We start from the raw sequence: 17,995 nt of genomic DNA on the forward strand, positions 1-17,995 counted from the left end.
ACCAAGATGACCAACCCGACCTATAAAGCCGGCACGGCGCCCACCCTCACGGCTTCCGCCACTTCGGTGGCCAAGACGCCGTCGGATTCCCTCTCGACCGCGCTGATCTTCGGCTGGACGGACCCGAAATACCCCGCGCCCTTCCCGGGTCCCGCGGCGTTTACGATCCAGATCGACTCAGCGGGACACAACTTCGTGGCGCCGGTGATCCTCCAGGCAACGCCCGGCATGCTGGGCGATACCCTTACCTCCAAACAGATCAACGACGTGGTGCTCGGCATGGGCGGCTCTTTCAACACGCCATACAGCATCGAGGTGCGCGTGATCTCTTCCTACGCGAACAACAACGACCCGCTCACCTCGAACGTCCTGACGATCCAGGTTACGCCCTACAAAACGCCTCCCAAGGTACAGCCCCCCACCAGCGGTAAGCTGTACATCGTGGGCAGCGCCACCGCGGGCGGCTGGTCCAACCCGGTCGATACGGTCTACCAGCAGTTCACCCAAAAGGACTCGGTGACCTACACGGGTAATTTCTACCTGGGCGCGGGCGGCGCCTATGACCTGTTGCCCGTCAACGGCGACTGGTCGACCAAATACAACGTGGCCGCGTCCGGCGACTTTAGCAAGGGCGGCGCCTTCCAGTACGTTTCCAGCGGCGGTTCCGATATCCCGGCGCCCGCCACCAGCGGCGTCTATACGATCACCGTCAACTTCCAGACGGGGATCTTTACCCTGACGCCGTCGCAGCTCTATGACAACCTGTGGGTCCCCGGCGACTACCAGAGCTGGACGCCTTCCAGCGCCCCGATGATGGCCGCCGTCAAACAGGACGGCAGCTACGAGGGCTACGTCAACATCACCACCACCGGCGGTTTCAAGCTGACCAACGAAGCCGACTGGAACGGGACCGCCTATGGCGATACCGCCGCGGCGGGCATGTCAGGGGTGATGAGCACTTCGGGACAAAACATGAACATCCCCTCTACCGGTTGGTACTGGCTCCAGGCCAATACCAAGACCCTTACCTGGTCCGCCACCAAGATCACGCAGTGGGGGCTCATCGGTGACTTCAACAGTTGGAATGCCGACGTGGTCATGACCTATAGCTCGACCAACAACAACTGGACGGGCACCATCACCGCCGCTTCGGCGGGCGGCTTCAAGGTACGGGCCAACGCCGCCTGGACCCTGAGCCTGGGCACCGGTGGTCCCGGAGGCAGCATGACCTCCAACGGGGGCGGGAACATTCCCGTCACCGCGGGGACGCACACCGTCACCATGTCGCTGGCGGCCGCAGGATACTATACCATTATTGTACAATAGCAGTTGGTTGAGGCCCTGATTGCCTCAAGGCCCCGCCGCAAGGCGGGGCTTTTGTTTTGCGGCCGTCACCAGTTTTTTATTGATAATCAAAAATTTACATCTGCCCCCCGCCGTGGCCGCTATCTGTCCTATAATTTTGTAACTTCGCCCCCTCAAATGCGATAAACGCCGTCATGAGCCTCCTGGAACGAATTGATAAACAGCGGTTGCCCCGGCACATCGCCATCATCATGGATGGCAATGGCCGATGGGCCAAGGAACAGGGGCAGGATCGCCTGTACGGGCATTTTCATGGGGTGGAGAGCGTACGGCAAATCGTGGAGGGTTGTGCGGAGCTGGGGATCGGATACCTGACGCTCTACGCTTTCAGCACTGAGAACTGGGACCGGCCGGCCTATGAGGTCAACGGGCTCATGGAGCTGCTCATCGACACCATCCGTAAGGAGGTCGATACGCTCAACAAAAATAACATCAAGCTTCACATGATAGGGGACATGCAAATGCTCCCCGAATCGGCCCAGCATGAACTGCAGGAAGCCATGGAGCTAACGGGGGCGAATACCGGCCTCAACCTGATCATGGCCCTGAGCTACAGCAGCCGCTGGGAGCTCGTCAGCGCGGTAAAGGCCATCGCCCGGGACGTAAAAGCCGGTAAAGTAGACCCCGAATCGGTCAACCCTGCTCTGCTCGAGAGCTACCTATGCACCAGCGGTATTCCCGACCCGGAACTGATGATCAGGACCAGCGGGGAATACAGGATCAGTAACTTTCTTCTTTACCAGCTGGCGTACGCCGAGCTGTACTTTACGGGTACGCTCTGGCCGGACTTCAGGAAGGAAAATTTGTACGAGGCGATCCTGGATTTCCAGAACCGGGAAAGGCGGTTTGGCAAAACCAGTGAACAGATCGCAGAAGAGCCTACGAGCCTTATTTCCAAGGATTCGATGGAAGGGAGGTTTTAACAAAGCGTTTTAATAATTCCCCTTAATTTGCCGCCCATGCTTATTAGGAGGGAATTGTTCTGGGGAGGATATAGCATATTTTTTAATAATGTAATGCGGAAAAAGCAAGGGCCAATTCACAAAATTCAAACTGGATGCAACGTTTTTGTAGGATTTCGCTAGCAGGGTTTATTTTATCGACATTTTTCTTCACCAGCCTCCGGGCGCAAACGACAGATACCCTCCCTGCTTCGGTAAATCCTGAATTGCAGAATATCTTCAACTCGAAAATCCAAAAGGAATATACCATAGCCGGCATCAAGGTGTCCGGCGCCAAGTACCTCGATGAATCCCTGTTGCTTTCGGTCTCGAGCCTGAGCGTTGGCGACGTGGTCAAGATCCCCGGAGGGGATTCCTTCAGCAAGGCCCTCTCGAACCTCTGGAAACAACGCCTCTTCAGCAACGCCAAGATCTACATCACCCGCCTGGAAGGGCACAACATCTGGATCGAGATCGAGGTCCAGGAGCGGCCGCGTCTGTCCAACTTTTATTTCAAGGGTATCCGCAAGGGTGAGTCCGAGGACCTGGAGCCCAAAACGGGTCTCGTCCGCAGCCGCGTAGTCACGGAGGACATGAAGCTGACGGCCATCCAGAACATCCAGAAATTCTTTACCGAGAAGGGCTTCCAGAGCGCCGACGTACGGATCGAGGAAAAAGCCGACCCGGGCGGCGCCAAGAACTTCGAAACCCTGACGTTCTACATCACTAAGGGTCCCAAGGTCCGTATCGACGATATCAACTTCTTTGGCAACGAGAACGCGAGCGACCAGAAGCTGATGTCCAAAATGAAAGGTACCCACGAAATGAGCCGCCTGACGCTGTTCCCCGTTCCCAAGCGCGCCGTCTACGGTTATCGCCCCGGTATCACCTTCCACGACTTCGTACACAACTACGACTTCCTGATCCCGACCAAGGTAAGGGAATTCATGGACCCCTACGTCCGGTTCAAGCTCTTTACCTCGGCCAAGTTCAGCCAAAGCAAGTATGAAGAAGACAAGGACAAGATCATCGCCTACTATAACTCGGTCGGTTACCGGGATGCCGCCATACTCGCGGATACCACCTACTTCACGTCTCCGGGTACCATGAACGTGGACCTGAAGTTATCCGAAGGGCACAAGTACTATTTCGGCGACATCACCTGGAAGGGCAATACCAAATATTCCGATTCCGTGCTGACGCTGATCCTGAACATCCACAAGGGGGACCTGTACAACCTGGCCGCGCTCAACAAGCGACTGGGGGTCGAGCCTTCGCCCGAGGGTGGGGACATCAAGAGCCTGTACATGGATGACGGCTATCTGTTCTTCCGTATCGACCCGGTCGAAACCAGGGTCCAGCATGACACCATCGATTACGAAGTCCGTATAGTCGAAGGTCCGCAGGCCACCATCAAGAACATCAACATCAGCGGCAACGACAAAACCAAGGAATACGTCATCCGCCGGGAACTCCGGACGGTGCCCGGGGATAAGTTCAGCCGGCGCGCGGTCATCGCGGACAACCGCACCATCGCCAACCTGGGCTTCTTTAACCAGGAAAAGATCGGGATCACCCCGGTGCCCCACATCGAGGACGGGACCGTGGACATCAATTATTCCGTGGAAGAGAAGTCCTCCGACCAGCTGGAATTGTCCGCCGGTTGGGGTGGGAACATCGGTCTGACCGGTACCCTCGGGGTTACCTTCAACAACTTTTCGCTCAGCAATATCTTCCACAAGAAGGCTTGGGATCCGCTGCCCTCCGGTGACGGTCAGAAGCTGAGCGCCCGCGTCCAGGCGAACGGGAAGTCCTACCGCGCGGAAAACCTTTCCTTTACCGAACCCTGGTTTGGCGGGAAGAAACGGAACTCGCTTACCGTTAGTCTCTACAATACCCGCTACTCAAACGCTTACGCGTACAACTACGCCACCGGCAGCTACGTCACCAACCACAGCGATACGTCCCACCTCAACATCCTGGGCGTAGGCGTGGCCCTGGGTAAGGCGCTCCGCTGGCCGGACGAATACTTCACGCTGACGTACGCGCTCAACTACAACGTATACGAGCTGCGGAGCTACTACGGGTACTTCCCGGACATGGCCACCGGTACGTCCAACAACGTCAACGTCAAGCTGACGCTGGCGCGGTACAACGTCGACAACCCGACCTTCCCGCACAACGGGTCCAACCTGATGCTGAGCGTACAGGCCACGCCGCCGTTCTCCCAGCTGGGGAACAACCCGGATAACTATACCTCGATCGAGGATAAATACCGTTGGGTGGAATACCACAAGTGGCGGTTGAACGCAGAGTGGTTCATCCCGCTGGGTGTCGGCCGGGGCGAGGACAAGAACCGCCAGTTCGTCCTCCACATCGCCGGTAAGTTCGGTTATATGGGCCGCTACAGTAATAAACTGCCGATTTCTCCGTTTGAAAGGTTCCAGCTTGGTGACGCGGGGCTGACCAACAACTTCGGCATCCTGGGGTATGACATCATTTCCCAGCGCGGTTACCCGGTTTACTACAGCTCCGATCCGAAAGTGAACCCCGACAACGGCTCGACCGGGACGGTCAATCCCAACCAGCTCTTTACCATATTCAATAAATACGTGTTCGAGCTGCGCTATCCGCTCAGCCTGAGCCCGACCAGCACGATCTATGGCCTTGGCTTCTTCGAGGCCGCCAACGGTTGGTACGACTTCCAGCACTACGATCCCTTTACGCTCCGGCGTTCGGTGGGTCTGGGGATGAGGTTCTTCCTGCCGATGTTCGGTTTGCTGGGCTTTGACTATGGTATTGGTCTTGATCGCCTACAACCGGGCCAGGGTCTGAGGAATGCGGGACGGTTCACCTTCATGCTGGGTTATGAACCGGAATAGTGTAATTTGCTAATATGCGACACTTCCTTTGTCTCTTCCTCTGTCTTGGGCTGTGCTTTGGCGCCGTCCAGGCCCAGCGCTACGCGGTGATCGACACCAAGTATATCCTGAGCAAGCTGCCCGAATACCAAAAGGCGCAGAAACAGCTCGATGACATCTCTAACCTGTGGCAGGCCGAAATCGACCAGAAATCCGCACAGCTGGACAAGCTGCGCAGCGATTACGAGGCAGAGAAGGTCATGTTAAGCGACGACCTTAAGCAAAAACGGGAGGACCAGATATTCAACGCGGGCAAGGACCTGCAGGACTTGCAACGGAAGCGTTACGGCTTCGAAGGCGATCTTTTCAAGAAGCGCCAGGAGCTGATAAAACCCATCCAGGACAAGGTCTACGACGCGATCCAGAAACTGGCGGTTTCGAAGTTATATGACTTTATTTTGGACAAAAGTGAAGGAATTACCGTTATATTTGCCGACCCCAAACTGGACAAAAGTGACGATGTGTTAAGGACTTTGGGGGTTAAATTGTAAACCAATCAAAACAATAAAAAGCGAAAAATGAAAAAAGTTTTATTTGCCACGCTGTTTGTCATGGGTCTTTCGACACTGGTGGGAGTGAAAGTGCAGGCGCAAACAAAAATCGGGTATATCAGCATGGACGAGCTGATCGCTTCCATGCCCGAGGCTAAAAAGGCAGATACCACCATCGCCCAATACCGTGATGGTCTGGCCAAGGCCCAGCAAGACATCCAGGCGGAACTCCAAACCCGTTACGCGGCTTATATCAAGGATTCCACGGCCATGAGCCAGGCCAAGAAGGACCTCGAAACCCGTGGCATCCAGGAGCTCGCCAACCGTCTCCAGAACTACAACCAGGACGCCCAGCAACAGCTGAGCCTGAAGCAACAGGAAGTATACGGCCCCATCCAGAAAAAGGCCATGGAAGCCATCCAGGAAGTAGCCAAGGAAAAAGGCTATACCTACATCATGGGTAAGGAAAACCTCTGGGTCTATCCCCCGAGCGACGACATCCTGCCCCTCGTGAAGACGAAGCTGGGTATCGCTGCAGGCAAATAGTGAGAAACGGCAGATAAGATTTTATAGCATAAACCGGGGTTTGCGCCCCGGTTTTTCAATTTTATTTATTACCTTTGCCCTCCTTTCACCGGGAACGGTAGCATGGTGGCTTCCGTAAGAAACTGATTATTAAACTCTTGAAGTTCGTTAAAAATGAAGAGAACATTCCAACCCCACAGGCGTCGTCGTAAGACCGTGCATGGCTTCCGTAAGCGTATGCAAACGGCTAACGGGCGCAAGGTACTCGCTTCCCGGCGTGCGAAAGGGCGTAAGCGCTTGACCGTCTCCGACGACTCGCGGCTGAAATAGAATTTTGCTTTTTACCATATTTTAAGGCGGGCTCATGCCCGCCTTTTTTCCTTTGAGCCCCCTCCGGGACGCGTCCTTCCCATATGTCCACGCCACGCCGATATACCCGCGCCGAGCGCCTCAAAAGCCGGAAACGGATCGAAGCCCTTTTCCAGTCGGGGAAGTCGTTCAATGCGTTTCCGCTGAAGGTCTTTTACCATTGGGAAGGAGATGGCGCGACGCTGATCGGTTTTGGCGCGCCCAAAAGGAACTTCAAGCGGGCCGTGGACCGGAACCGTATCAAGCGCCTCCTGCGCGAAGCCTGGCGACTCCAGCAGGAGCCCCTGCCAGGGCTGCAGGCATTTATCATCTTCACGGGGAAGGATCTGCCGACCCAGGCGGAGATGATGACCAGGATTGGTGTAATTTTGAGGAAGCTACATGGATTGAGACCGGGCGCCGGCACGGCATGAAGACGCTGAAGTACATATTGTCCCTTCCTTTTATCCTGCTCATCAAGCTGTATCAGTGGGCCATTTCCCCGGTGATAGGCCCGAAGTGCCGGTACACCCCCAGCTGCTCGGCCTACGCCCTGGAGGCCTTCAAGAAGTACGGTCCCCTGAAAGGCGGCTGGCTGGCTATCCGGCGCATCTCCCGCTGTCATCCCTGGGGCGGTCATGGTTATGACCCTGTACCGTAGTCAGGCAGCTTGCTTCTCCACCAATCGTCATCCCAGGTGAATTCGTCCCTTGTCCCATCCAGTACCTCGGCCATGAGGTCGATGTGCGTATGCCAACCCGCGCCAAAGCCCTGTACGTCCTCGGTTAGTTTGGAATGGGTCAGCACCAGCAGACAGGCCTCGGGACCCTGAGGTAACAATTCCCAGGTGACCAGCGACCGCGGACCGACGTCCCCGCCCCAGGTATATTCGAGCAGCGCGTATTCCCTCACCCGCGTGATCTTGCCTTCCATTACCTTGGGGTCGTGCGCGAAGTCCAAAATGAAGACCCCGCCCGGTTGCAGGTCGACGGTTGCCGGTGCCATCCACTTGGCGAGGTATTCCGGCTCGGTGAGCGCGGTCCAGACCCTTTTGACGGGATGGGGCAGATGCCTTTCGAAGCGGAGCGTATAAGCATCGCCCTGGCGGAGGATGCTTCCTGGTAGGAAGGCCATATGCTTGATTATTTATTGTCTTTGTTCTCGTTCAGGAACTGCTCCAGCTGGTCCAGCTTGGCGCTCCAGAACTGCCGGTACTGGTCCGTCCATTCCGATACTTCTTTCAACCGCTGCAGGTTGGCGGCGCAATAGCGCTCCCGTCCCTGCTGCCGGATGTCCACGAGCCCGCACTCCGCCAGAATCTTCATGTGCTTCGAAATGGCCGGCCGGCTCACCGTAAAATTCTCCGCGACCCCATTCAACGTCAACGTTTTGCGGGCCAGCAAACCAATGATTTCCCGGCGGGTGGGGTCGGCTATCGCCTGAAATACGTCCCTTCTTAGGTCCATGGGTAACTATTCGGTTACAAGTTAGGTATAATTTTCGCGTCCTCCAAATCTTACCTCGGCGCGCCAACCGTTATCCGTTACCCGCCAACCGCTACTCGAGCGCCGACCGCCACCTGCTACCCGCGCGCTTAAGCGCCCGGAATAGACGAGGGAAAAAGAGGGCGGGACCCCTCGTCTATTCCGGACGTGCGGCAGGGCGTGAGACAATAGCGCGGCACGTCGTGGGAGTGGGGCGCAGCAGCATGAACGCGATCAAACCGTAGCCAGTACGGTGACCCCGCCTTGGACGACTTGGCCGATGTGGACGTTGATTTTGGTGCCGGGGGGCAGGAGGACGTCCACGCGCGAGCCGAACTTGATAAATCCGAGTTCGCGGCCCTGTTCGACCTTTTGGCCGATGCTGAGGTAATTGACGATGCGCTTGGCCAAGGCGCCGGCGATCTGCTTGACCAGGATGGTGGTGCGGTCGTTGGTCAGGACGACGGAATGGCGTTCGTTCTCGGTGGAGGATTTGGGATGCCAGGCGACCAGGTACTTGCCTTGGTGGTATTGGTTGTAAACGACTTCGCCGCTGATGGGGTTGCGGTTGACGTGTACGTTGGCGGGGCTCATGAAGATCGAAACCTGTATACGCCTGTCGTGGAAATACTCGACGTCGTCGGTTTCTTCGATGACGACCACCTTACCATCCGCGGGGCAGATGACTTCAGCGGGGTTGATCGTCAGCTTTCGGTTCGGTATCCGAAAGAACGAGATCATAAAAAGCAGCAGGAAAAGGGTCACCAAAAAGATCAGCCAGGCCAGGATCGGTATGTGTGCGCTGATGAACGCAAACGACAGGAGGTTAATGATGATGAACAGCACGGCGCTGATCGCAATAGAGGGGTAACCTTCTCGGTGGATCGTCATGCCGCAAAGGTAAGGAATCACATGCCCAGGATCAAAAAATAGGCATACGCGACGGGCGTCGCCAGCAGCAGCGAATCAAACCTGTCCAGGAATCCGCCGTGCCCCGGCAGGATGTTCCCGCTGTCCTTGACGCCCGCCAGGCGCTTGAGTTTGCTCTCCAGGAGGTCACCCGCGGTACCCACGACCGCGGCTATCGTCGAAAAGCCGATCCATACCGCGGGCTGGTAAATACCCACGTAGCGTCCCAGCAGCGTCATCGCGCCCACGCACAATAGGGCGCCCCCAGCCGTTCCTTCCCAGGTCTTCTTTGGGGATACCGGAGAAAACGGCGTGCGTCCCACAAACGATCCCACGATATACGCCATCGTGTCGTTGATCCAGATGGAAAAGATCAGTATGCAGGGCAGCGCCGCGGGATAGGCGATCGTTTGATACAAGGTGGGCGATCCGCCAAAGAGGTGCGTCATCGACAGGAGCTCGTCACCCGCCCCGTGGAAGAGGATCATCAGGAACCAGGGCAGCGAGATGTATGCCAGCCCCGCCAGCGCATACCAGAAATTGCGCCCCGCACCCTTCGGTTGGAGTACGGTGCCGGCGGCCACCAGCAAGGCGCCCGCCGACAGCACGCCGTCTCCGACATAGCCGGCGAAGGAAAGGCCGTCGGCCGCTTCGGGTATGCCATGAAGAGCCCACCACATGCCGCCCCAGCCAATCAGCGGGAAGCCAAAACGCCACCCTGGGTGTATGGTCCTGAACCCGGGGTCGATCCTTCCCATCAGCTTCAGGTATTCCCACCAGCAGCCGAAATGGATGAGCGTAAAGAGCGCAAAGAAAGACCAGCGGTTCCAAAGAAGACCGGCCGCCATGATCACGACAAATACGAGGGCGGACAGCGTCCGGGTCTTAAAGGTGGCGACGTTCAGGGCCATGCAACGAGTTTAAATTTTTCATCCAGACAAAACCGGCCAGCACGAGACCCGTGCTGACCAGGCCGTATAGGGGCGGTATCGCCGCGCCACCGGTCGATGAAGGATGGACATAGAAATAAAGTACCTGCGAGCCGTTGTATACGAAGTGGGCGACGATCGAGGGCCAAAGGCTGCCGCTGTAGACATACAGGTAACCGAGCACCAACCCCAGCACCACCCGGGGGAAAAACCCCAGGAACTGGAAGTGCATCGCGGAAAAAAAGACGGCGCCCAGCCAAACGCCCACGTGGATGTTCCGCGTGGCGCGGATCAGTATTTTTTGCACGACCCCCCTGAAAAGCGCCTCCTCGCCGATGGCCGTACACAACGCCATGGCAAAAAGGTTCGCGATAAGGTAACCGGGGTTGGGCATGTATAACAGCTTGTCGATGGTTTTGTCCTGCGACGCCTCGGTGTCGCGCATCCATTTCTCCGTGGAGGCCAGGGCGTGCGGCAGGTGCAGGTTCTGGTTCCACTGGTCCAACACCTGCGTCACGGGGACGGCGGCCAGCACGACCGTAGCCGCCAGAAGATAAAACCAATGGCTGGAAGCGGGTGTAAAACCGGTTTCCCGGAAGGGATGGCTGTAAATCAGGGCGCCAAAGGTCAGCGATACCAGCAGCTCGAAGCCAAGGGATTCCACCATCGCTTGAGTCTGAAGTGCTTGTGCGGGTATGAGGAGAGACACCGCGCCCATGACACCCATAAAAAGGATGAGCAGGGAGGCAAGCAGGATACACTGAATCCAAAGGGGTTTATCGCCAAGGATGGGGCGCATGGGCATAAGGGAAATAAGGCGTAAATTTACAGCTTTTTAGGCGCGCCCGCGCGCCTTCAAAATTTTTGGCGCCCGCGCGCCATTGAGTTGTGAATGGCAAACTTTGAATGATGGTGAAAATAGGACCGATTACGCTGCCGGATAGCCCCTTGTTGCTCGCGCCCATGGAGGACGTAAGCGACCCGCCCTTCCGCGCGGTGTGCAAGGCCAGTGGGGCCGACCTCATGTACAGCGAGTTCATCTCCAGCGAGGGGTTGATCCGCGACGCCATCAAAAGCCGCCAGAAGCTCGACTTTTTTGAATTCGAGCGCCCGGTGGGCATCCAGATATTCGGAGGCGACGAAGAGGCCATGGGTCTTTCCGCGAAGATCGTCGCGGCTACCCAGCCCGACCTGGTGGATATCAATTTTGGCTGCCCGGTCAAAAAGGTCGTCTCCAAAGGCGCCGGCGCCGGTGTACTAAAAGACCTCGACCTCATGGTCCGTCTCACCCGCGCGGTCGTCCGGAACACCGACCTGCCCGTTACGGTCAAGACGCGTTTGGGCTGGGACGAGGCTTCGATCAACATCGAGGAGGTCGCCGAGCGCCTCCAGGACGAGGGTATCAAGGCCCTCACCATCCACGGCCGCACCCGCGCGCAGATGTACAAAGGCGAGGCGGACTGGACGCTCATTGGCAAAATCAAGAACAACCCCCGCATCCACATACCGATCTTTGGCAACGGGGACATCGATTCGCCCCAGAAGGCCCGTTTATACCTGGACCGTTACGGCGTCGACGGTCTCATGATCGGCCGGGCCGCCATCGGCTACCCATGGATCTTCCGCGAAATAAAGCACTACCTGGCCACCGGCGAATTACTGCCGTTGCCCACCATCGATGAACGCGTAGACGTTTGTATGCAGCACCTGTCGCGGTCGGTTTCCTGGAAGGGTCCGGTACTCGGCATCCTGGAGATGCGGAGGCATTATGGAAATTACCTGAAGGGTCTTCCGCACATCAAGGATTTCCGCACGCGGCTCGTTACCGCCGCGGACTACGACGCGGTCGTCTCGGTGCTGGAGGAGATTCGCGTGCGCTACTCGGGGTTTGTCGCAGAGCGACACCTCGTCGGGTTCTCCGATAGCCAGGTGGCGGAGTCGTCCTGCGCGGCGCTCTAGCGGAAAAACTTCCTGAACAGCTTCAGCTTGCCGCCATACGGCGGATACTTCAGCTTTAGATCGAGCCACGTGCCCGTGCGCGTGATCGACTTGTAATGCGTAAAGGTGCGGAAGCTCTCTTCCCCGTGGTATCGCCCGAGGCCGCTGAGCGCGATACCGCCGACGGGCAGGGACGCGTTGCCAAAGTGGACCAGCGTGTTGTTGACACAGCCGCCGCCAAAGGGTATTTCCCGCACGAAATAATCGGTGAAGGTGCGGTCCCCGCTGAACACATAGAGCGCGAGCGGCCAGGGTCGGGTGCGCACAAAGGCCAGGGCCTCCTCTTTTGACGCATACGTAAATATGGGCAGGATCGGCCCGAAAATTTCCTCCTGCATCAGGGGGCTCTCCGGGGAGACCTGGTCCATGAGCGTGGGCGCGATGTACAATTCCGGCGCGGCGGCGCCACCACACAGCACGCGGCCCTGCGAGAGGTAGTTCCGCAACCTCTCGTAGCGGCGCTGATTGATGATTCGCCCATAGTCGGGGGATGCGGAGGGATCGTCGCCAAAGAATTCCCGGATCGCCGCACGCAGCGCCTCCACCAGCTCGTTGCGGATGGCCGCATGCACCAGCAGGTAATCCGGCGCAACGCAGGTCTGCCCGGCGTTGATGAATTTGCCCTGTACGATGCGACGCGCGGTGATGGTCAGCGGTACGTCCTTATCGACGATCAGCGGGCTCTTCCCGCCCAGTTCGAGCGTGACGGGGATCAGGCCCGGCGCCGCCAGCCGGAGGATTTCCCTGCCGACGGGTATGGAGCCGGTGAAAAAAATATGGTCGGGGCGCGCCCGTTCCAACAAGGAGGGCAGCACCGCGGCCCCGTCGCCCTGGAGGACGCCGACGTATTCGGGTGGGAAAAGGCCGGTGAGGAGTCGCTCGAGCGCCGCGGCGGTCGCGGGCGCCAGTTCGGAGGGTTTACAGAGTACGCAGTTACCCGCGGCCAGCGCTCCCACCAGCGGCGATAGCAACAACATCAGCGGATAGTTCCAGGGCGCGACGACCAGTACCACGCCCAGCGGTTCTTTGAGGACGACGCTCGACGAAGGGAAGAAGGCGAGCGGGGTGGGCCGGCGCTCGGGCCGCGCCCAGCGGTTGAGGTGGCGCAGGGTGTGGGTGATCTCCTGGTGGACCTGTCCCAATTCCGTGGCGTAGGCTTCGGCGGGCGCTTTGTGCAGGTCCCGGTGGAGGGCGTCCAGCAGCTCGGTCTCGTGCGCGCGCAGGGCTTCCTTCAAACGCAGGAGCTGGGCCCTGCGGAAGGACAGTGGACGTGTTTGCCCGGTGTCGTACCAGGCGCGCATGGATTCCAGGGGAACGTGCATGGGTCAAAAGTAAGTACCTTCGGCCAAAGGCCCGGAATGGATCAGGACGAACAATTTATGCGCATGGCTCTGGCCGAGGCACGGACCGCTTACGCCGACGGAGAGATCCCGGTCGGCGCCGTCATCACCATAGGCAGCCGTATCATATCCCGCGGCCACAATCAGGTGGAGCGCCTCAGCGACCCCACCGCCCACGCGGAGATCATCGCCCTCACGTCCGCCTTCAACTTCCTGGGCAGTAAGTACCTCCCGGAGGCGACCCTGTACGTGACCGTCGAGCCTTGCCTGATGTGCGCGGGCGCGCTCTACTGGAGCAAAATAGGGCGGGTGGTGCAGGGCGCGGCCGACGACAAGAACGGATACCGGCACGTATGTGGGCAGAATAACCCCTTCCATCCGAAAACGGCGCTTACCAGGGACGTCCTGGCGGCGGATTGTGCAGGCTTAATGAAGTCTTTTTTCCAGGGTAAGCGATGAGGCCCTAATTTTGAGGATATAATCTCTAAATACACATCTATGTCGTTCACACTTCCCCCTTTGCCTTACGCCTTCGACGCGTTGGAGCCGCACATCGATGCGCAGACCATGCAAATACACCATGACAAGCACCACCAGGCCTATGTCGACAATCTGAATAAAGCCATAGACGGCACGCCCCACGCCGGCAAGTCCCTCGAAGAGCTGGTGAAAACCGCCGGTACGATCAGCCCTGCCGTCAGGAACAACGGTGGTGGTCACTGGAACCACTCCTTCTTCTGGGAAATCCTGGCGCCCAATGCGGGCGGCGAGCCCGAAGGCAAGCTGGCCGACGCCATCAAGGGCACCTTCGGGTCCCTCGACGCCTTCAAGGAAAAACTGAGCACCGCCGGCGCCACCCGTTTTGGCAGCGGCTGGGCCTGGCTGATCGTAAAGGACGGCAAGCTCGAAGTTTCCTCCACCCCCAACCAGGACAACCCCCTCATGGACGTGGCGGAAGTCAAGGGTACGCCCATCCTCGGGGTGGACGTATGGGAGCACGCCTATTACCTGAAGTACCAGAACCGTCGCCCGGAATACCTCAAGGCTTTCTGGAACGTGGTCAACTGGTCAAAGGTCGCCGAGCACTACGCGAAAGCGGGGCACTAAGCCCCGGGCGCGCCGCGGCCCACCCGGGCGCCGCGCGCTACAATATCGACTCCAATTCTTTGAGGTGCCGGATGCTATACGTAGCCGGCACCTCTTCTTTTGAGTCGATGTGGTTTACGAAGATGCAGTGCATCCCCATATTGAGCGCGCCCTGGATGTCCGCGTCGGGGTTATCGCCGATCATGATGCTATCGGCAACGGTCGCTCCGGTCAATTGGAAGGCGAACTCGAAGATACCGCGCTGCGGTTTTATACTCCCCGACCGCTCCGACGTGATGACCTCCTCGAAATAGTCGTCCAGCCGGCTGTTCCGCAGCTTGCGCCACTGCACCTGTTCAAAGCCGTTGGTGATGAGGTGCAGCAGGTATCCTTTCTCCCGGAGGTAGCGGAGGATTTCGAAGGTATAGGGAAAGACGTTCTGTTTTTCCGGCAGGAGCTCCAGGAAGGTGGCGCTCATTTTACGGGCCAGCGGCTCGCTCCCGATCTTGAAGTCGAGGAGCGTCCTCCACATCCGTTTCCATTTCAGCTCTTCGCTGCTGATGTGCCCGTGGTGATAGCGGTCCCACAGGACCTGGTTGTGGTGCAGGTAACACCGGTAAAAGGCGTCGAAATCGGTGATACCTTCCGAAGGCAGGTCAAGCCGGTCGAACAATTCCAGCAGCGCCTCCTTGGCGTTTAGGTCGAAGTCCCACAGGGTATGGTCCAGGTCAAAGAAAATGTGCCGATATTGCATAGCCGCAATCTACTGCGCAAAGCGGAGATTCCGCGGCAAAATCGCCCGGCGGCGGACGCCGCGCGGTCTAAACCTGAGCTGGATGAATGTAGTAATTACCGGCGCCTCGAAAGGCCTCGGCCTTGCCTTTGCAGAAATATTCGCCCAAGGCGGCCATTCACTGACACTGTGCGCCCGTGGCGCGGCCGACCTGGATAAAGCGGCCAGCCATCTCCGTACGGCTTACCCGGGTATAACCGTAGACGCGAAACCCGCGGACCTGAGCAAACCGGACGACGCAAAGGCGTTTGGCCGCTGGACGCTGGAACGAGGCCGTCCGGTGGATATCCTGATCAACAACGCGGGGCGGTTCGTGATGGGGAACGTGTACGATGAGCCCGAAGGGACCCTCGAAGAGATGATGACGACAAACGTATACAGCGCGTATCACCTCACCCGGGCCCTCCTGCCGCCGATGATGGCCCGGCGACAGGGTCATATTTTCAACATCTGCTCCATCGCCAGCCTCCAGGCCTACAAATACGGAGGCGCCTATAGCGTCAGCAAATTCGCCCTCCTGGGGTTTTCCAAAAACCTCCGGGAGGACATGAAACCCCACGGGATCAAGGTCACGGCCGTATGCCCCGGCGCCGCCTGGACCGCCTCCTGGGACGGGTCCGGCGTGGCGCCGGAACGCATCATGAAGGCTGAGGATGTGGCCCGTATGGTATACGCGGCGGCGATGTTATCGCCGCAGGCAACGGTGGAGGACATTATCATGAGGCCCCAGCTGGGCGACCTGTGAGCCCCCGCCGGCGCCGCGTGCCGATGCCCCGCCGCCGGCGCCTGGGCCGCCGACCTTTAACACCATTTTTGAGCCGTGGTTATTAAATTTGTCCCTCGTCATGACACCCATACGGTTCTCCTTGTTTTGTTTCCTGATGCTGGCCGCGGCCCAACGCCTGTCAGCCCAGGCATCCTTTACGGCAAAGGTTTCGCCGAAGGTGGCGGGAGACCAGGATGTCGTGGAGATCGACTTCACCCTGGACGGCGTCTCGGAAGTGGACCAATTCGCGCCGCCGAATTTCAGTCCCTTCCAGGTGGTCCAGGGGCCGTCCTATACCAGCGGTTTTCAGTTGATCAACGGGAACGCCAGCCGGTATTACTCGGTCAGCTTTTACCTCAAGCCTTCCGGCTTGGGCAAGTTCACGATCGGTCCGGCCACCGCGCAGCTGAACGGTCAGGCGGTGCATTCCAACAGTGTCACCATCGAGATCGTAAAGGGTAGCGTGGGTGGCAATACAGCCCCACAGAGCCCTTTCCAAAGCATGATGCCGCCCATGAGCGCGGACCCCTTCCCGGGCAGGGAGGCTTATGGGGACCAGTTCCTGCGCAAGGGCGAAAAGGCGGAGGACAAGATCCGCCACAACATGATCCTGAAGATGAACGCCAGCCGTAATACCGTCTATGTCGGCGAACCCGTGGTGGCGACGTGCAAGCTGTACTCCCGTTTGGAATCCGATTCGAAGGTAGCGGAACGGCCGTCCTTTAGCGGGTTCTCGGTCTTCGAAATGGTGCAACCCGAACAGGGTTCGGTGTCCCGGGAAGTCCTGGGAGGCCGGCCTTTCAACACCTACCTCATCCGCAAGGCGCAATTATACCCGCTGCAAAGCGGGGACCTGACCATAGAACCCGTGGAGATCGACAACAATATCACCTTTTTCAGGGAAGGCAAACCCGCCGCCAAGGCCCAGCAGGCGCCCGCCGGTTCCGTTTTCGACCAGATGATGCGGGATTTCTGGGGTGACGAGGAAGGCGTCTCGGGTGTCCCGGAAAAACACACCCTCAACCTCACGACAGCACCCATCACCATCCACGTAAAGCCGCTCCCGGACGCCGGCAAGCCGCTCGATTTTACGGGAGCCGTGGGTCAGTTTACCCTCCAGGCAAACCTGACGAGTACCACCGTAAAAGCCAACCAGACCGACACGCTTCAGCTGGTCCTGACCGGGAGTGGGAACCTCCCCCTGATTAATGCCCCGTCCATGCGCCTGCCGGATGGGTTGGAAGCCTTCGATCCCGCCGCCAAGGAACAGATAGACCAGACCATCTCACCGATCAAGGGCCGGAAGATATTTTCCTATGCCTTCACCGCCGGCCGGGATGGAAAGTATACGCTGCCGGGCGTGCGTTTTTCCTACTTCGATCCGCAGACCGCGACCTATAAGACCGACTCCACCGCCCCGTTGTTGCTGGACGTATTGCCCGGCCCGGGCGGGCACAGGGCACCGGACAGCGCGGTCGTCCAAAACCAGCGCGAACGCCATACGCCGGGTTGGATATGGGCTGCCGCAGCGGCGGTCGTGGCGCTCATCGTGCTCCTCGGTCTGAGCCGCCGCAAAAAATCCCAACCGGTCGTGCAACAACCAACGCCCAAAACCACCGGACCCATAGCCGCTGCCGCCGGCGCCGACAACGCACCTATGCGTAGGACCGCCGAAATGGCGTCCCAGCCCCAGCCCTACATCGCCCCCGCCGCCATCACTACATTCCAGACCCGGGATTGGATGGAAGCCGCGCGTCACCAGCTCCGCGATGGCAATAGCGGTGCCTATTACCGGGAACTGAACGCCGGTCTTTGGGGGATGTTGCGCGAGCGCCTCGAACTGGGTCAGGAACGGGACAAGGCGCTGGTATTACAGCGCCTCCAGCAAAAGGGTTTTAGTCCGTTTGTCACCGAAGAGGTGCGCCGGCTGCTCGAAGAATGCGAGCTGTCCCTCTACGCCCCCATCCACACCGGCGCCGACATGCAGCGCAGCCTGGATGTCGCGGAGCGCCTCCAGAAGCGGTTCGAGCACGGGCTCAAAGACTAATCCGAATAACTGACGCCAGCATGCTCAGCAAGCCCACGAGGCGGGGTGGGGT

General features: G+C 58.6%; 20 protein-coding genes. 13 read left to right on the forward strand and 7 right to left on the reverse strand.

Features of this window, described 5'->3' with window-relative positions; all coding sequences use genetic code 11:
• The 8 genes from VL547_RS15395 to yidD all read left to right on the forward strand — a co-directional run.
• A partial coding sequence (locus VL547_RS15395) for a SusE domain-containing protein (RefSeq protein ID WP_325579364.1) occupies positions 1–1,326 on the forward strand: 1,326 nt, incomplete at its 5' end.
• A gap of 173 nt (positions 1,327–1,499) precedes the next feature.
• Positions 1,500–2,288 (forward strand): isoprenyl transferase, encoded by a 789-nt coding sequence (locus VL547_RS15400; RefSeq protein WP_325579366.1) that lies wholly within the window; start codon positions 1,500–1,502, stop codon positions 2,286–2,288.
• Positions 2,289–2,422: 134 nt separating this feature from the next.
• Positions 2,423–5,188, forward strand: a complete 2,766-nt coding sequence (locus VL547_RS15405; RefSeq protein ID WP_325579368.1) for a BamA/OMP85 family outer membrane protein — start codon at positions 2,423–2,425, stop codon at positions 5,186–5,188.
• A gap of 14 nt (positions 5,189–5,202) precedes the next feature.
• Complete coding sequence (locus tag VL547_RS15410; RefSeq protein WP_325579369.1) at positions 5,203–5,718, forward strand: OmpH family outer membrane protein; 516 nt, start codon at positions 5,203–5,205, stop codon at positions 5,716–5,718.
• A 27-nt stretch (positions 5,719–5,745) separates the two neighbouring features.
• Positions 5,746–6,264, forward strand: a complete 519-nt coding sequence (locus tag VL547_RS15415) for an OmpH family outer membrane protein (RefSeq protein WP_325579371.1) — start codon at positions 5,746–5,748, stop codon at positions 6,262–6,264.
• A 153-nt stretch (positions 6,265–6,417) separates the two neighbouring features.
• The gene (gene rpmH, locus VL547_RS15420; protein WP_133991124.1) at positions 6,418–6,573 is read left to right on the forward strand and encodes a 50S ribosomal protein L34; all 156 of its coding nucleotides are present in this window, start codon (positions 6,418–6,420) and stop codon (positions 6,571–6,573) included.
• Positions 6,574–6,656: 83 nt separating this feature from the next.
• Positions 6,657–7,025, forward strand: a complete 369-nt coding sequence (gene rnpA, locus VL547_RS15425) for a ribonuclease P protein component (RefSeq protein ID WP_325579375.1) — start codon at positions 6,657–6,659, stop codon at positions 7,023–7,025.
• Positions 7,022–7,252 carry a membrane protein insertion efficiency factor YidD gene (gene yidD, locus VL547_RS15430; RefSeq protein WP_325579377.1) on the forward strand — a complete coding sequence of 77 codons (231 nt, stop codon included), beginning with the start codon at positions 7,022–7,024 and terminating at the stop codon, positions 7,250–7,252. The genes rnpA and yidD overlap by 4 nt, the downstream gene beginning before the upstream one ends.
• On the opposite strand, the gene VL547_RS15435 is transcribed toward yidD, so the two are convergent.
• The 5 genes from VL547_RS15435 to VL547_RS15455 form a co-directional block, all read right to left on the reverse strand.
• The gene (locus VL547_RS15435; RefSeq protein WP_325579379.1) at positions 7,234–7,725 is read right to left on the reverse strand and encodes an SRPBCC family protein; all 492 of its coding nucleotides are present in this window, start codon (positions 7,723–7,725) and stop codon (positions 7,234–7,236) included. The genes yidD and VL547_RS15435 overlap by 19 nt on opposite strands.
• An 8-nt stretch (positions 7,726–7,733) precedes the next feature.
• Positions 7,734–8,057, reverse strand: coding sequence for a metalloregulator ArsR/SmtB family transcription factor (locus tag VL547_RS15440; protein WP_325579381.1), 324 nt, complete (start codon positions 8,055–8,057; stop codon positions 7,734–7,736).
• Between the two features lie 252 nt (positions 8,058–8,309).
• Positions 8,310–8,966, reverse strand: a complete 657-nt coding sequence (locus tag VL547_RS15445; protein WP_325579383.1) for a phosphatidylserine decarboxylase family protein — start codon at positions 8,964–8,966, stop codon at positions 8,310–8,312.
• Positions 8,967–8,983: 17 nt separating this feature from the next.
• Positions 8,984–9,895: a phosphatidate cytidylyltransferase gene (locus VL547_RS15450; protein ID WP_325579385.1), complete on the reverse strand. Its 912-nt coding sequence runs from the start codon at positions 9,893–9,895 to the stop codon at positions 8,984–8,986.
• Entirely contained in the window at positions 9,870–10,712 is an 843-nt protein-coding gene (locus tag VL547_RS15455) for a CPBP family intramembrane glutamic endopeptidase (RefSeq protein ID WP_325579387.1), read from the reverse strand. The genes VL547_RS15450 and VL547_RS15455 overlap by 26 nt, the downstream gene beginning before the upstream one ends.
• Before the next feature lie 110 nt (positions 10,713–10,822).
• On the opposite strand from VL547_RS15455, the gene dusB reads away from it, so the two are divergent.
• Complete coding sequence (gene dusB / locus VL547_RS15460) at positions 10,823–11,872, forward strand: tRNA dihydrouridine synthase DusB (RefSeq protein WP_325579389.1); 1,050 nt, start codon at positions 10,823–10,825, stop codon at positions 11,870–11,872.
• Here the strand turns inward: dusB and VL547_RS15465 are convergent.
• The gene (locus tag VL547_RS15465; protein WP_325579391.1) at positions 11,869–13,233 is read right to left on the reverse strand and encodes an aldehyde dehydrogenase; all 1,365 of its coding nucleotides are present in this window, start codon (positions 13,231–13,233) and stop codon (positions 11,869–11,871) included. The two genes, dusB and VL547_RS15465, sit on opposite strands and share 4 nt — an antisense overlap.
• A gap of 36 nt (positions 13,234–13,269) precedes the next feature.
• On the opposite strand from VL547_RS15465, the gene VL547_RS15470 reads away from it, so the two are divergent.
• Entirely contained in the window at positions 13,270–13,710 is a 441-nt protein-coding gene (locus VL547_RS15470; protein WP_325579393.1) for a nucleoside deaminase, read from the forward strand.
• A gap of 39 nt (positions 13,711–13,749) precedes the next feature.
• Complete coding sequence (locus VL547_RS15475; protein ID WP_325579395.1) at positions 13,750–14,358, forward strand: superoxide dismutase; 609 nt, start codon at positions 13,750–13,752, stop codon at positions 14,356–14,358.
• 37 nt (positions 14,359–14,395) lie between these two features.
• On the opposite strand, the gene VL547_RS15480 is transcribed toward VL547_RS15475, so the two are convergent.
• The gene (locus VL547_RS15480; RefSeq protein WP_325579397.1) at positions 14,396–15,091 is read right to left on the reverse strand and encodes a YjjG family noncanonical pyrimidine nucleotidase; all 696 of its coding nucleotides are present in this window, start codon (positions 15,089–15,091) and stop codon (positions 14,396–14,398) included.
• 82 nt (positions 15,092–15,173) lie between these two features.
• On the opposite strand from VL547_RS15480, the gene VL547_RS15485 reads away from it, so the two are divergent.
• Positions 15,174–15,875, forward strand: coding sequence for an SDR family NAD(P)-dependent oxidoreductase (locus VL547_RS15485; RefSeq protein ID WP_325579399.1), 702 nt, complete (start codon positions 15,174–15,176; stop codon positions 15,873–15,875).
• Between the two features lie 100 nt (positions 15,876–15,975).
• Positions 15,976–17,943 carry a BatD family protein gene (locus tag VL547_RS15490; RefSeq protein WP_325579401.1) on the forward strand — a complete coding sequence of 656 codons (1,968 nt, stop codon included), beginning with the start codon at positions 15,976–15,978 and terminating at the stop codon, positions 17,941–17,943.
• Positions 17,944–17,995: the final 52 nt, after the last annotated feature.

Source organism: Dinghuibacter sp. (assembly GCF_035492835.1).
GTDB lineage: Bacteria > Bacteroidota > Bacteroidia > Chitinophagales > Chitinophagaceae > Dinghuibacter.

Bases quoted from the DNA above. Each gene is read 5' to 3' on its own strand.
- VL547_RS15400 (WP_325579366.1), top strand. From the start codon at position 1,500: ATGAGCCTCCTGGAACGAATTGATAAACAGCGGTTGCCCCGGCACATC.
- VL547_RS15405 (WP_325579368.1), top strand. From the start codon at position 2,423: ATGCAACGTTTTTGTAGGATTTCGCTAGCAGGGTTTATTTTATCGACA.
- VL547_RS15410 (WP_325579369.1), top strand. From the start codon at position 5,203: ATGCGACACTTCCTTTGTCTCTTCCTCTGTCTTGGGCTGTGCTTTGGC.
- VL547_RS15415 (WP_325579371.1), top strand. From the start codon at position 5,746: ATGAAAAAAGTTTTATTTGCCACGCTGTTTGTCATGGGTCTTTCGACA.
- rpmH (WP_133991124.1), top strand. From the start codon at position 6,418: ATGAAGAGAACATTCCAACCCCACAGGCGTCGTCGTAAGACCGTGCAT.
- rnpA (WP_325579375.1), top strand. From the start codon at position 6,657: ATGTCCACGCCACGCCGATATACCCGCGCCGAGCGCCTCAAAAGCCGG.
- yidD (WP_325579377.1), top strand. From the start codon at position 7,022: ATGAAGACGCTGAAGTACATATTGTCCCTTCCTTTTATCCTGCTCATC.
- VL547_RS15435 (WP_325579379.1), bottom strand. From the start codon at position 7,725: ATGGCCTTCCTACCAGGAAGCATCCTCCGCCAGGGCGATGCTTATACG.
- VL547_RS15440 (WP_325579381.1), bottom strand. From the start codon at position 8,057: ATGGACCTAAGAAGGGACGTATTTCAGGCGATAGCCGACCCCACCCGC.
- VL547_RS15445 (WP_325579383.1), bottom strand. From the start codon at position 8,966: ATGACGATCCACCGAGAAGGTTACCCCTCTATTGCGATCAGCGCCGTG.
- VL547_RS15450 (WP_325579385.1), bottom strand. From the start codon at position 9,895: ATGGCCCTGAACGTCGCCACCTTTAAGACCCGGACGCTGTCCGCCCTC.
- VL547_RS15455 (WP_325579387.1), bottom strand. From the start codon at position 10,712: ATGCGCCCCATCCTTGGCGATAAACCCCTTTGGATTCAGTGTATCCTG.
- dusB (WP_325579389.1), top strand. From the start codon at position 10,823: ATGGTGAAAATAGGACCGATTACGCTGCCGGATAGCCCCTTGTTGCTC.
- VL547_RS15465 (WP_325579391.1), bottom strand. From the start codon at position 13,233: ATGCACGTTCCCCTGGAATCCATGCGCGCCTGGTACGACACCGGGCAA.
- VL547_RS15470 (WP_325579393.1), top strand. From the start codon at position 13,270: ATGGATCAGGACGAACAATTTATGCGCATGGCTCTGGCCGAGGCACGG.
- VL547_RS15475 (WP_325579395.1), top strand. From the start codon at position 13,750: ATGTCGTTCACACTTCCCCCTTTGCCTTACGCCTTCGACGCGTTGGAG.
- VL547_RS15480 (WP_325579397.1), bottom strand. From the start codon at position 15,091: ATGCAATATCGGCACATTTTCTTTGACCTGGACCATACCCTGTGGGAC.
- VL547_RS15485 (WP_325579399.1), top strand. From the start codon at position 15,174: ATGAATGTAGTAATTACCGGCGCCTCGAAAGGCCTCGGCCTTGCCTTT.
- VL547_RS15490 (WP_325579401.1), top strand. From the start codon at position 15,976: ATGACACCCATACGGTTCTCCTTGTTTTGTTTCCTGATGCTGGCCGCG.